We start from the raw sequence: 13,232 nt of genomic DNA on the forward strand, positions 1-13,232 counted from the left end.
CGCTCAGGCGACTGGCAGGCTGGTCCGGTGAGCCTGGCTGTAGTCATCATGCAATGCCTGCACCCGTTCCGCCTGGTCGGTTCGGGTGTCTGCGCCCAGGTGCATCAGGTAATGGCAGGCAGCGAAGTCGGCTGCCTTTTGCTGATAACTCTCCACCCAGGCCTGGCGTTCAGCCATACGATCGTGTCGAATCGGCCAGACACCGGATTTGGGTTTCATCCGATCCAGCTTCATACGCCAGGGCTTCGGGCTGACCCGGGCTCGGAAACAGCGCTGATTGCGGCACATGGCAATGTAACGCGGGTCGGAATTGAACTCGGTTAGAAGATTGAGGGCACGCTCACTGGTCGGGTCAAAGGTCTCATTCAGCACCAGTACGCGATAGCCCATCGGTGTGCGGTAGACCTGCAGATTCAGCTGCGGATGGGCCCTAGATACACGCCGGATGTTGGCCAGTGCGCGCTCTTCCGGGCTCTTTCGCCACGTCATCACCGCGGCAAACAGCAGCTTCGCCAATGGCAACGCCAACAGCAACCCGACGATACCGCCCGCCAGCGCCAATCCCAGGCCTCCCGCGCTGGAGCCAGCCAACCAGCCCAGCGTTGCCAGACAGACGATGGCGGTGAGGGTGTAGAGCTCGGAAGACGCCGGTAATACATCAATGTCGGCAAAAAACACATCCGACGTATTCAGGCACAGGGCACCATAACCATTGCGGGAAATCACCACATCGCCGTGACGGGCCACAACCTCCTCACGAATTGGCAGACCCTCGGCGCCATTGTAGGTCACCTTGTGATCAACCCGGCGAACGGTACCCCGTTCAACCAGTTCCTCAAGCGCTTCGGCCAACCGGGTCTGGGCATGCTGCCGGGCCTCCGTCTCGCTGCTGTCGGACCAGCCAAAACGTTTAACAGTAAACTGCCGGCCGTCGACCCTGCGTCGTTCGCTGGCTTCAGCCCAGAACTCCGGAACAATCATCCTGTCCTTCCCTGCGATAATGCATCCGTCAATACAGAGCCCAGACGGGCCCACTTCCCTGTCAGGCAGACCAGCACAGGATGACGTCGTTACGGGCGCTACCGGGCAATCAGCCTAACCCGCTGCCAAAGCGTCCGTTCGCGCCGCCATAATGAAGTCATTGCGATGGAGCCCCCCAATCTTGTGGGTCCACCAGCGCACCGTGACCTTACCCCATTCCACCAGCAAGGCCGGGTGATGGCCTTCCGCTTCCGCCAAGTCTCCGATCCGGTTGGCAAAGGCCAGGGCATCGGCGAAATTGGCGAGTTTGAAGGCCCGACGCAGCTGGAGCTCACCATCCAGCTCAACCACCTCCCAGTCGGGCACTTCCTTCAGCAGTGCCGACCGTTCGGCGCCAGAAACCTTAGGGGCATCAGCTCGACAAGCCTCACAGGCCTGCTCTTTCAGATTGCTCATTGCGGTCTCCCTTCGTGGCTAGTCGTAAAATCTCAGCTCGTCTTACTCATCGCTGGTCGTACTCACAACTGGTCGCACTCACAACTGATCGTACACTCAGATCACACGTTGTAGAACGAGCGATACCAGTCTACGAACCGGGCAATGCCGTCTTCAACGGTGGTCGATGGCTTGTAGTCCACATCCTCGATCAGCGCATCCACATCGGCGTAGGTGGCCGGCACATCGCCCGCCTGCAGTGGTAGCAGGTTCTTCTCGGCCTTACGGCCCAGGCGCTCCTCAATGATTTCAATAAACCGGGAAAGCTCCACCGGGTTATTGCTGCCAATGTTGTAGATTCGATAGGGGGCACGACTGGTACCCGGGTCCGGCTTTTCACCGGACCAGTCCGGATTGCCGGGCGCGACGTGGTCCAGGGTGCGGACAACGCCTTCGACGATGTCATCGATGTACGTGAAGTCACGACGATGGTGGCCGTGGTTGAACACGTCGATCGGCTCCCCCGCCAGAATCTTGCGGGTGAAGATGAACAGGGCCATATCCGGGCGCCCCCAGGGGCCATACACGGTAAAGAATCGCAGACCGGTGGTGGGCAGGTTGTAGAGATGGCTGTAGGTGTGGGCCATCAGCTCATTGGCTTTCTTGGATGCCGCATACAGGCTCAGGGGGTGGTCGACATTGTCGTGGACAGAGAATGGCATGGCCTCATTGGCGCCGTAGACCGAACTGCTGGAGGCGTACACCAGGTGCTTGACGTCGTTGTGCCGACAACCTTCGAGGATGTTCATGAACCCCACCAGATTGGCGTCTACGTAAGCATGTGGATTCTCGAGGGAATAGCGCACACCTGCCTGGGCCGCCAGGTGGACGACCCGTTCCGGCTTGTGGTCCCGGAACACCGTTGCCATGACGTCACGGTCGGCCACGTCTTCCCGTACTTCGGTAAAACCGTCCCGTTCAAGCAGACGGGCCAGCCGGGCTTCCTTGAGATTGACGTCGTAATAGTCGTTGACGTTGTCGACACCAATAACTTCATCGCCACGATCCAGCAGTCGATGGGCCAGATGGGAGCCAATGAAACCAGCGGTACCGGTAACCAGGATTTTCAAGGTGATATCTCCAGGGTCAAAAAGGGATTCCGATGGTCCAGCATCGGTCACTGAGGTTAGTTTAGCGAATGCAGCCTGTTGCCAGTAGTGGCGCTGAATAATGTGGTGCCTCAGAAACAACAAGAGCGCCCCAAAAGGCGCTCCTGGTGACAACCATCATTCAACCAACCGCCGCTTCCGGTGTCAGAATGACAGGCCGGCACTGATGAAGGGGCCGGACACATCGATGTCGAAGCGATCGCTGCCGTCTTCATAGTCCACTGCGATCTCGCGGTAGCCCAGACGAAGCTGAACCAGCGCAATCTCGTACTGGCCATAGGCGTTGACGTCATACATCGAGTCACCGTCAAAACTGATGGCGTTGCCTTCTGCACCCACCGATACGCCGGTGAACGGCAGATCAAAGCGGGCAGCCACATAGCCCATCGGCACTACGGCATCAACCTTGGTGGTGTCGCTGATAGCACCACCGACCTGGGTAACCACCAGCTCGCCGCTGAAGTCCCGGGCAGTGATCCCCAGGTCCAGGTTGACCCAGTTGTCGAGAACTTCGTAGTACAGCGTCAGATCCGTCTGCTCGAACTCCAGGTCCGATGTCACTGGCACACCGGCGCCAATACCACCAAAATCGGTAGTCAGTTCGCTATCGCCTGACTGGTCCAGAGAGCTGTGAGCAATCCGGACATTTGGCAGCAACGGTACCGGGTGCTCCAGGTACAGGGCGATGGTCGTGTTGCTGTTATCCCCCAGATCGAGATCGTTCTCGACATCCAGCAGATCACCTTTCTGGCCGGCCTTGCCGGCCACTTCCGCGTCCCAGTAACTCACCGAGGCGCCGGCCCCGATAATGTCCGCCTGGGCCAGTGGCGCCGCCGCCAGCAGGGCTCCGAGCGCCAGAATACGATTACGCATAACTATCCCCTTCACTATGCCATTGAGGTTGGCTACCAATGATTGCACATCGGCGAGGCTGACGAATCAGTCAAACGTAATGCCAAGCCGGCGCCCGACTTCCTCATAGGTTTCGATAACGTCACCCAGGCCCTGACGGAAACGGTCCTTGTCCATCTTCTTGCGGGTTTCCTTGTCCCAGATCCGACAGCCATCGGGGCTGAACTCGTCACCCAGCACAACCTGTCCGCCCGCGCGTCCGAACTCCAGCTTGTAGTCCACCAGCAACATGCCGGCATCATCGAACAGCTGCTTGAGCACACCGTTGACCTTGTAGGTCAGCGTTTTCATCTGCTCAAGTTCTGCTTCCGTTGCCCAGCCAAAGCTGACAGCCAGAGACTCGTTGACCATCGGGTCGTGCAGTTCGTCGTTCTTCAGGAACAGCTCGTAGGTCGGCGGATTCAGGGTCTGCCCTTCCTCTACGCCCAGACGGCGACAGAGACTGCCCGCCGAGATGTTCCGTACCACGCACTCCACCGGAATCATGTCCAGGTTCTTGACCAGGGATTCGGTGGAAGACAGCAGCTTCTCAAAATGGGTTGGAACGCCAGCGGCTTCCAGTTTCTCCATGATGAAGGCATTGAAGCGGTTGTTGACCATGCCCTTGCGGTTCAGCTGCTCTTTCTTCTCGCCATCAAAGGCCGAGGTGTCGTCGCGGAATTCCAGAACGAACAGATCAGGGTCGTCAGTGCGGAAGACCGATTTGGCCTTGCCCGCGTAAAGCTCTTCGCGCTTTTCCATTGGTATCTCCGGCAGCGGTGGCTCAATGCCACCGTGACTGCTCAATATAGGTGATCAAATAGTTCCGTCAGCAGCAGCGTGGCGCGATTGGCGCCATCGTGATCCGGCGCCCGGCCAGTGGTCACCTGAATTGCCTGCCCCTGCTGTTCGAGATTGACGTAGAAAGTGTACTTCGGCTCCGGCTCGTCAGCGAACCAGCTGAACATGCCCGGGTCGAGCTCTTCACTCGAGCGATAATCGACGTAGAAACGCCCCTGGCTGCGATCAAGGTCAACCACAGTCACATCGGCCTCTCGCAGAGCCCGCTGGACCTCGCCCCAGGCCCGATCAAAGGCCAGATCCATCCGAATGGCACGGGGAATCTCATCCTCCGACACCAGCTTCACCCGCGGCTCGTTGCTGATACCCAGCGCCGCACGGGAATAGGATTTGGTGTCGGCCCGCGCCTGCAGAAAGGTGGCCAGATCCTGAAGCAGGTTCTTTTCCACGGTTTTGTCATCCGTGCGCGGCTGCCAGGACATCAGCTCGTCGGGGTTGCCCTCCACCACACGGGGGCGCAACTGCACCTCGGTGGTCTTGCGACGGACACCCGGCGCAACACGGGCCTGGACCAGAATCCGTGGCTCGTTGGCCTGGCCATCCTCAAGCCCCACCAGGGAACGGGCCCGGCGGCTGAAGTTCACCAGTTCACTCTGCACCAGGCCGAGCTGGGGACTGTCCTGGGCAACACCGAAACCCCGCTCATTGAGGTAGGCGGTGACACCAGGCCACACCTGTCCCGGCACTTCGTTGATCAGCAGCCAGGCCTGGTCGTCGAGTTCTTCGATCAGGTAGTTCTGCTCGAGGATATCGGCCGTCATGTCGGGTGGTCGCGGCAGATCGCCGGCGTACATGTCACCACTGTCGGCGCTATCAATCTCGCGAATGGGGTAGGCGTTGCCGATCCGGTCACGCTGACGTTCGTCGATCGTTTTCAGCGGCTCACCAGCGGGGGCGTTGACGTACTCCAGGGAGCGGTCGTCCACCGCACTGCACCCTGATACCGCGACCAGGGCGCAACCGACCGCCAGACCAGCAAAAGCACCGCGGGAACGCGGTGCTGTCCTGAACGGTAGAACCATCAGGCATCTCCAGTTAGTGCGTTGACTCAGAGGACACCAGCGGCGTTGAGGGCGTCTTCCACTTCGCTGTGGAATTTTTGGTCAAGCACAGTCAGCGGCAGGCGGATACCTTCGCCAATCAGCCCCATCCGGGCCAGTGCCCACTTCACCGGAATCGGATTCGCTTCCAGGAACAGTTTGCGATTGAGCGGATTCAACAGGTCATTCAGGCGTGCGGTTTCATCCCGGTCACCGGCGATGGCAGCCTTGCACAGATCGGCCATGGCCCGGGGCGCGACGTTGGCCGTTACCGACACGTTACCCTTGGCACCGGCCAGCATCAGGTCAGCCGCTGTGGCGTCATCACCGGAGTAGACGGCCAGACGACCTTTGACCGCCTCGATCAGTTCGGCACCACGGGGGATGTTGCCCGTTGCGTCTTTGATGCCAACGATGTTGGGAATGTCCGCCAGACGCTCCACGGTTTCGTTCATCATGTCGCAGGCGGTACGGCCAGGCACGTTGTACAGCATCTGATTGACCGGCACGGCTTCGGCGATGGCACGGAAATGCTGGTAGAGTCCTTCCTGGCTGGGCTTGTTGTAGTAAGGCACCACCAACAGGCAGGCATCGGCCCCCAGCTTGTGCGCCTCAGTGGTCAACTCGATCGCCTCGCGGGTGCTGTTAGCGCCGGTACCGGCAATCACCGGAATACGGCCGTTCACCCGTTTGATGATGTGACCAATGGTCTGGCAGTGTTCTTTCGGGTCCAGGGTTGCAGATTCCCCAGTGGTGCCGACCGCAACAATGCCGTCGGTGCCATTTTCAATGTGAAAGTCTACCAGTGCGTCCAGATGCTCCCAGTGGATACTGCCATCCGGATGCATGGGCGTCACCAGCGCGACGAGGCTACCAGTAATCATAAAGACTCCGTCCAGATAAAACGGTTATGGTAATGTTGGGTGCCAACCGACACAAGGGAGCCCTTGCATAAAGTCATGATTCCCAGTGAATCACCCTACCCTGCATTCACGCCAGCAGTGACGGGCAATCCGGCCCGGGGAGTGAACCGCCAGACGCACCGTCGCCGTATGACGTTTTTGCAAGACTTTCTTGCAAGACTTCCCGGTTGCAAGACTTTCAGGTTGCAAGACCTTCAGATAGTAAGACTTCCCAACTCGCAAACTATATCTCGAACAGCAAACAGGAGTTCCCATGCCCACTGTCGAACTGAATCAGCCAGTCGCCGAATTTGAAGCGCCAGCAACGGAAGATCAAACCGTCCGGCTGTCCGACTTCCGCGGCAAGAAAAACCTGGTGATCTATTTTTACCCCAAGGACAACACCCCGGGCTGCACCACCGAGGGGCAGGACTTCCGCGATCAGCACGCCGCTTTCAAGGCCTGTGACACGGTCGTGTTTGGTGTCTCCCGGGACAGCCTCAAAGTCCACACCAACTTTCGCGCGAAGCACGAGTTTCCGTTCCAGCTGATCTCAGACAAGGATGAAGAACTGTGTCAGCAGTTTGATGTGATCAAGCTGAAGAAGCTCTATGGCAAGGAATACATGGGTATCGATCGCAGCACCTTCATGATCGACAAGGAAGGCGTCCTGCGCCGGGAGTGGCGCAGCGTCAAAGTCAAAGGGCATGTTGACGAAGTGCTGGCTGCCGCCCAGGAAGTGAACGGCTAACATCGCATTCAAAGACTAGGGTTACCAACAGCCGGCAACCCGGGCTTTCCAATGGGCTGGCGCCTCGTCAGCCCACGTCGTCAATCGGCCCCAGCGGCTCTCGCTTGACCGGCCAGGCGGAGAAAATCGCCTTCAGCATGGTTGCCAGAGGGATCGCAAAGAACACCCCCCACAGCCCCCAGACACCCCCAAAAAATAATACCGCCACGATGATGACCACCGGGTGCAGGTTGTTTACTTCAGAGAACAGCACTGGTACCAGCACATTGCCATCCAGCGCCTGAATAATGCCGTACACCACCATCACCCAGATGAAGTGACTGCCCCAACCAAAGGCGAAAAGCGCAATCATCGCCACCGGAATGGTTACTACGGCGGCGCCGATGTAGGGAATCACCACACTCAGCCCCACCAGCAGCGACAGCAAAGCGGCGTAGGGAACGCCCAGCAGTTTGAACGCAACGTAGGTGGCGCCACCAACGATCAGGATCTCGACCGCCTTGCCGCGGACGTAATTGGCACACTGCAGATTCACTTCTTCCCAGATGTGCAGCATCAGCGGCCGCTGGTGAGGAAGCAGACGGGCCAGTGCTCCCAGCAACAGCTTGCGGTCCTTCAGGAAAAAGAACACCAGAATTGGGACCAGCACCATGTAAATGAGCACGGCCAGCAGATCCGGAATGCTGGAGAGCGAGAAGGACACCAGCCACTGGGTCATCCGCGCCGCTTCTGATGTCACCTCGTGGTAGACGGTGTTCACCGCGTCAATGGAAATCAGGTTCGGGTACTGGTCCGGCAATACCTCCATGTAGCTCTGCAACTCACGGAAGATGCGAGGCGCCTCCCCAGCGAGCGCAGTGACCTGGGTCCACACCAACGGCATCAGGCCAAACAGGAAACCCAGCAGGATGCCCATAAACACCAGGAAAACGCCGACAATGGCCAGCGTCTCCGGCACCCCCCATCCCATCAGCTTGCTTACCAGCCCCTGCAGGATGAAAGCCACGATCACCGATGCAATCACGGGCGCCAGCATGGCACCAAAGAAGACCACTGCCAGGGTACCCACCACCAACAGCAGTAGCAGGATGACAGCTTCGTCATCTGAAAAGTATTTATCGGCTAGACCACGTAGAATTCTGACCATGAACGGCTCCGGCAGGGACTCAGGACTGGCCGCACTCTATCACAAAGCGATAGCGGCCTTCGGTTTCGGATTGGCTGATTAGCCGATGGTCGGACATCGCCAGGTAGGCGGGAATATCTCGGGCCGAGCCTGGGTCGGTAGCCAACACTTCCAACTGCTGCCCGGCCACCATGGCGCTGAGCTCCAACTTGGTCTTCAGTAAAGGCATCGGGCATTGCAGCCCTGATGCGTCAAGCAACTTGTCTGGCATGATTCGGTCACAATTCGGATGAGGCAAAGGTAAAGTAGTAAAGGCAACACAGCGAGGGACCGGTGAACCACCCGCCCCCAGAAGGATTCTGAACGCACTCAGAGCATCCAAAGACCCTCTGAACCAGGCCCAGCTGTCGACAGGGCGATCATCGCCCCATCCAGCGGCCAAGTATGACGCAGCCAGGAATAGTACCGCATTATGGCTTACCGCAAACAGCTTCGCACCGTAACCGGCACGACCAGCCCCACTTTCAGGTGCCGACTTCGCCGTCGCTTTGCCGCGTTGGCCATCTGCAGCCTTCTGGCCACACCACTGGCGGCCACCGATCACACTCTGCCAACCATTGGCGGCCTCGGCGGCGGGCTGATTTCCGAACAGCAGGAAGCCGAAATCGGCCGTCAGGTTATGGGGTCGATCCGCCGTTCCGCACCGCGCATCCAGGACCCGCTGGTGGCGGATTACCTGGAATCGATGGTCCACCGCCTGCTGCCCTCAGTGCCACTGGGCGACAAACAACTGACCCTCGTGTTGATCGACAGCCCCGACATCAATGCCTTTGCGGTACCCGGCAACATCGTCGGAGTAAACGGCGGTCTGTTTCTCTACGCCCGCAGCGAGCAGCAGTTTGGCTCCGTTATCGCCCACGAACTGGCCCACCTCAGCCAGCGCCACTTTGCGCGCCGCCTGGAGCAGCAGGAAACCAACGCCCCACTGGCGATCGCCGGTATGGTCACCGGCATCATCCTGTCCGCCGTCACAAAATCCGACGTCGGCCTGGCGGCCATTGCCGGCACCCAGGCCCTCAGCATCCAGAACATGCTGCAATACAGTCGCGCCCACGAACAGGAAGCCGACCGGATCGGCCTAGACATCATGGCGGATGCCGGCTTTGATCCCCGTGGCATGCCGGCCATGTTTGAAACCATGATGCGCCAGAACCGGCTGCAGGGAAATCAGCCACCGGAGTACCTGTCCACCCACCCGCTGACCCAGAGCCGCGTCTCCGATACCCGCTCCCGTGCCGAGCAGTACCCTATCACGCAGGTTGCAGACCGGCTGGAGTATCACCTGGTCAGAGCGCGCCTGCAGGCCCACTACGCCACCACGCCAGAACACGGTGTCGCCTTCTTCGAGCGCCGCACTGCCAACACTGCGATCAGCGAGAGCCCCGCGGATCATTACGGACTGGCAGTCGCCTATCTGGGCAATCGCCAGCCTGCCGAGGCCGAATCGACTCTGCGGCAGCTGTTGTCACACCAGCCCGGCCGAATCACCTACCAGGTAACCCTGGCCGAGGCCCTGCTCGCCCAGGATCACGCCAGCGAAGCCAACGCCCTGATGCACGAGGCACTGGACCGCAACCCGGAAAATACTCCGATCACCGACATGCTGGCCCGCACCGAACTGGCGGATGGCAATGCCCGCGCCGCCAGCGGCTATCTGCGCACACTGATCAGGCAGTATCCGGAACGGGAGAATCTCTGGCTGAGACTGGCGGAGGCGGAAGGTCAGGCGCGGAACATCGTTGGTGTGCACGAAGCCCGGGCAGAGTACGCGATTCTGATGGGGGATCTGGAATCGGCTCACCGGCAACTGCTGGAGGCGCAGGAGAAGGCGCCCCCGGGGACGCCATCCTACCAGAGCCTGTCATCAAGACTGAACGAGGTCAGCCAGGCTCTGGCCAAACGCCGCCGCTGACGGTGGACTGAATGCCCTCAGGCGTTGCCAGCGGCCTTGAGGTTCATGTCGGCGGTGAAATCCAGCATGCGCTTCAAAGGCGCCAGCGCACGCTCTCTCAGCGCGTCATCCACGTGCACCTGCTGATCTCCAGACTCCAGCACATGGAGCAGGTTTTCCAGGCCGTTCATCGCCATCCACGGGCAATGGGCACAGCTGCGACAAGTCGCGCCGTTTCCGGCCGTAGGTGCTTCGATCAGGGTCTTGTTGGGCGCCAGTTGCTGCATCTTGTAGAAGATGCCGTTATCGGTGGCAACCACGAACTTGTCGTTCGGCAGGGTCTGTACTGCATGAATCAGCTGCGATGTGGAGCCGACCACGTCCGCCATCTCCACCACCGCATCCGGCGACTCCGGGTGCACCAGAATCGCCGCATCCGGGTACAGGGCTTTCAGATCTTCCAGCCCACGATGCTTGAACTCTTCATGCACGATGCAGGAGCCGTCCCACAGCAGCATATCAGCGCCGGTGGTCTTCTGGACGTAGTGCCCCAGATGTTTGTCCGGCGCCCAGATCAGCTTCTCGCCACGGGCATCCAGGGACTCCACAATGGCCTGGGCACAGCTGGACGTGACCACCCAGTCCGCCCTCGCCTTCACCGCCGCGGAGGTATTGGCATACACCACCACGGTCCGGTCCGGATGCTGATCGCAGAACGCTGCGAACTCATCCGCCGGGCACCCCACATCCAGCGAACAGGTTGCCTCCAGAGTCGGCATCAGCACCCGCTTTTCCGGCGTGAGGATCTTGGCGGTCTCCCCCATGAACTTCACGCCCGCGACCACAACCGTCGATGCCGCATGGTCACGACCGAAGCGGGCCATCTCCAGCGAGTCAGCCACACAGCCGCCGGTTTCCTCGGCCAGTCGCTGAATGTCGGGGTCGGTGTAATAGTGCGCCACGAGCACGGCATCCTGATCCTTCAGGGCCTGGCGAATACGCGCTTCCAGCGCGGCCTTCTCATCGCCACTGAGGGGTTTTGGCTCTGCCTGGTGGGCCAGATGCTCCTGTACCAGAATTCGATCTTCGGCTCGTGTCATGGTCTACATCTCATCCGTTATTCTTCAGCCCCATTGTACCATCGGACATGGTTGATTCATGACCCTGTCACACTGGGCTGTTATTGAGAAGACTGGGTAACCCGAGTAGCTGGGAGCCACTCAGAGTCTCCCTGGAGACATTGGTATCTTTGGGCAAAAAAAAAGAGCCCGAAGGCTCTTTTTTCCAACCAACCCGAGAAGCCCGGATGGTTTATTTGGTGGGTCGTGATGGATTCGAACCATCGACCAATTGGTTAAAAGCCAACTGCTCTACCAACTGAGCTAACGACCCAATTCGTTTTGGCATTGCTTTCGATCACCGAAAACCTTGCCTGGAAGCGTGGCGGGCTCAGCTCTGCCAGCGCTACCTGAAGATGGTGGGTCGTGATGGATTCGAACCATCGACCAATTGGTTAAAAGCCAACTGCTCTACCAACTGAGCTAACGACCCAAGCGAGGCGCATATAGTACTGATATTTTTTCGGTGATCAACCCCTTGTGAAGAAATTTTCTAAAAAAAGTTTTGATCGCCGTTTTTTTGAACACATCAATGGCTTGCGAGGTACTCCCGGGCCAGTTCAGCCGCATCGGAATCCGGATAGTCACGGATAACCGCGTCCATCCGGCGGCGCGCTTCTTCGGTTTCACCGAGACGATCCAGAGCCACGCCGAGCTTGTACCCGGCATCCGGTGCCTTGCGATGGTCCGCGTAGCGGCTGGCCACAATGGTGAAGGCCTGCTTGGCCTGTTCCGGTTGCGGCTTCACCAGGTAAACCTCACCCAGCCAGTAATAGGCATTAACGGTGAGATCCCCTTCCGGATACTTGCCGATGAAATCATACAGCGCGCCAATGGCGCTGTCATAGTCCTTGTCGTCCCGTATCAGCTTCTGAATTTGCTGATACCGCTGACGCTCTTCGGCACTGGGGGCACGGTACTCCCGTGTCGGCTGAGGCGTCGAAACAGGCTCGGCAGACGCCTCCCCTGCCGGCTTCTGCGCTGACTGATCAAGCTTTTCCGTCAGCCCGAGAATCCGTTGATCCAGATCCACGTAGCGACTGCGGGACTGCTGGGAAAGCCGGTCAAGCCGGTTCTGCTGCTCCTCAAGATCTCCCCGCAACCGCCGGACCTCACGCTGCAACTGCTCAATCATGTGAAGCAACTCAGCATTGGCCTGTGACGCCGAACGCTGGGCACTGGCACCACCCGAATCAGCGGATTGAGCCTGTGCACCAGTGGCTACGGCCAGAGTGAAAGCGGTAACGAGGAGTCTTCTCATGGGCAAGCCCCGATAGCAGGTGAATTCCTTACTTGTAGATCAGCTCAACACGACGGTTCTTGGCCCAGGTGCTGCTGCCTGATCCCATAACCGCCGGCTTCTCTTCACCGTAGCTTACGGTTTCAATCTGGCTACGGCTAACGCCATTCACGATCAGAAAACGCTCAACCGCCTTGGCACGACGCTCGCCCAGAGCCAGGTTGTATTCCTTGGTGCCGCGCTCATCGGCATGGCCTTCCAAACGGACAGCCTGACCCGGGTTGGCGGCAAGGAACTGACCATGAGCAACCAGCACATCGCGGATTTCCGGCTGAATCTCGGAGGTGTCAAAGTCAAAGTAGAATACGGTGATATCGCGCTTGGCCGCTTCAGCCGCCTGCTCAGCTGCTTTACGCGCCTGCTCGCGCTCGGCATCGGTCAAGCCGGAAGAGGAAACGCCACCCTGGTCATCGCCGCCGTAGACGGTGCTGGTATCCTGCTGATCGCCAACCGCAACTTCTGTGCCCTGCATATCTTCATCGGTAGTCTCACCGGTGGTGCTACAACCAGCCAGCAGGCCGAGGGACATTGCCATAACGATCGCTTTTTTCTGCACTGAAATATTCATAGGGTTTCCTTCCGTTAAGTGTATATGGGGGTGACTGACCGTCCGCCATTCTTACGTGCGCGGTACTTCCGTCACCCCATTTTGAATTATTGCCGGCATTCGTTACAGACAAAAGCCGATGACTGCCGTTGGCGTTACA

14 protein-coding genes and 2 tRNA genes are annotated in these 13,232 nt (G+C 59.0%); 2 read left to right on the forward strand and 14 right to left on the reverse strand.

Annotation, left to right across the window (positions count from 1 at the left end):
- Positions 1-3: 3 nt before the first annotated feature.
- The 7 genes from J2887_RS11510 to dapA all read right to left on the reverse strand — a co-directional run bounded on the left by J2887_RS11510 (position 4) and on the right by dapA (position 6,261).
- Positions 4-981, reverse strand: a complete 978-nt coding sequence (locus J2887_RS11510; protein ID WP_227171276.1) for a hypothetical protein — start codon at positions 979-981, stop codon at positions 4-6.
- A gap of 114 nt (positions 982-1,095) precedes the next feature.
- A complete protein-coding gene (locus J2887_RS11515) occupies positions 1,096-1,437 on the reverse strand; it encodes a 4a-hydroxytetrahydrobiopterin dehydratase (protein WP_227171277.1) in 342 nt (113 codons plus the stop codon).
- 101 nt (positions 1,438-1,538) lie between these two features.
- Positions 1,539-2,546 (reverse strand): NAD-dependent epimerase, encoded by a 1,008-nt coding sequence (locus tag J2887_RS11520; protein ID WP_227171278.1) that lies wholly within the window; start codon positions 2,544-2,546, stop codon positions 1,539-1,541.
- Between the two features lie 183 nt (positions 2,547-2,729).
- Positions 2,730-3,458, reverse strand: a complete 729-nt coding sequence (locus J2887_RS11525) for a TIGR04219 family outer membrane beta-barrel protein (RefSeq protein WP_227171279.1) — start codon at positions 3,456-3,458, stop codon at positions 2,730-2,732.
- Positions 3,459-3,524: 66 nt separating this feature from the next.
- Entirely contained in the window at positions 3,525-4,238 is a 714-nt protein-coding gene (gene purC / locus J2887_RS11530) for a phosphoribosylaminoimidazolesuccinocarboxamide synthase (RefSeq protein WP_227171280.1), read from the reverse strand.
- Positions 4,239-4,279: 41 nt separating this feature from the next.
- A complete protein-coding gene (gene bamC, locus J2887_RS11535; RefSeq protein ID WP_227171281.1) occupies positions 4,280-5,359 on the reverse strand; it encodes an outer membrane protein assembly factor BamC in 1,080 nt (359 codons plus the stop codon).
- A gap of 26 nt (positions 5,360-5,385) precedes the next feature.
- Positions 5,386-6,261 carry a 4-hydroxy-tetrahydrodipicolinate synthase gene (gene dapA / locus J2887_RS11540; protein ID WP_227171282.1) on the reverse strand — a complete coding sequence of 292 codons (876 nt, stop codon included), beginning with the start codon at positions 6,259-6,261 and terminating at the stop codon, positions 5,386-5,388.
- A gap of 292 nt (positions 6,262-6,553) precedes the next feature.
- Between dapA and J2887_RS11545 the strand changes: the two genes are divergently transcribed.
- Complete coding sequence (locus tag J2887_RS11545) at positions 6,554-7,030, forward strand: peroxiredoxin (protein ID WP_227171283.1); 477 nt, start codon at positions 6,554-6,556, stop codon at positions 7,028-7,030.
- A gap of 67 nt (positions 7,031-7,097) precedes the next feature.
- On the opposite strand, the gene J2887_RS11550 is transcribed toward J2887_RS11545, so the two are convergent.
- Together J2887_RS11550 and J2887_RS11555 are read right to left on the reverse strand one after the other, a co-directional pair.
- On the reverse strand, positions 7,098-8,177 hold the full coding sequence (locus J2887_RS11550) for an AI-2E family transporter (RefSeq protein WP_227171284.1): 1,080 nt from the start codon (positions 8,175-8,177) through the stop codon (positions 7,098-7,100).
- Positions 8,178-8,196: 19 nt separating this feature from the next.
- A complete protein-coding gene (locus J2887_RS11555) occupies positions 8,197-8,427 on the reverse strand; it encodes a sulfurtransferase TusA family protein (RefSeq protein ID WP_227171285.1) in 231 nt (76 codons plus the stop codon).
- Positions 8,428-8,628: 201 nt separating this feature from the next.
- Here J2887_RS11555 and J2887_RS11560 point away from each other — a divergent pair, with 201 nt between their 5' ends.
- Positions 8,629-10,128, forward strand: a complete 1,500-nt coding sequence (locus J2887_RS11560) for a M48 family metalloprotease (protein ID WP_227171286.1) — start codon at positions 8,629-8,631, stop codon at positions 10,126-10,128.
- Positions 10,129-10,145: 17 nt separating this feature from the next.
- Here J2887_RS11560 and nadA read toward each other — a convergent pair whose 3' ends face one another.
- The 5 genes from nadA to pal all read right to left on the reverse strand — a co-directional run bounded on the left by nadA (position 10,146) and on the right by pal (position 13,093).
- Positions 10,146-11,207 carry a quinolinate synthase NadA gene (gene nadA / locus J2887_RS11565; RefSeq protein ID WP_227171287.1) on the reverse strand — a complete coding sequence of 354 codons (1,062 nt, stop codon included), beginning with the start codon at positions 11,205-11,207 and terminating at the stop codon, positions 10,146-10,148.
- A 216-nt stretch (positions 11,208-11,423) separates the two neighbouring features.
- Positions 11,424-11,499 (reverse strand) — tRNA-Lys (locus tag J2887_RS11570).
- 83 nt (positions 11,500-11,582) lie between these two features.
- A tRNA-Lys gene (locus J2887_RS11575) sits at positions 11,583-11,658 on the reverse strand.
- 96 nt (positions 11,659-11,754) lie between these two features.
- The gene (gene ybgF / locus J2887_RS11580) at positions 11,755-12,486 is read right to left on the reverse strand and encodes a tol-pal system protein YbgF (protein ID WP_227171288.1); all 732 of its coding nucleotides are present in this window, start codon (positions 12,484-12,486) and stop codon (positions 11,755-11,757) included.
- Between the two features lie 28 nt (positions 12,487-12,514).
- Positions 12,515-13,093, reverse strand: coding sequence for a peptidoglycan-associated lipoprotein Pal (gene pal / locus J2887_RS11585; RefSeq protein ID WP_227171289.1), 579 nt, complete (start codon positions 13,091-13,093; stop codon positions 12,515-12,517).
- Between the last annotated feature and the right edge of the window lie 139 nt (positions 13,094-13,232).

This window comes from Marinobacter sp. CA1 (genome assembly GCF_020546665.1).
In the GTDB taxonomy this organism is placed as follows: Bacteria; Pseudomonadota; Gammaproteobacteria; order Pseudomonadales; family Oleiphilaceae; genus Marinobacter; species Marinobacter xestospongiae.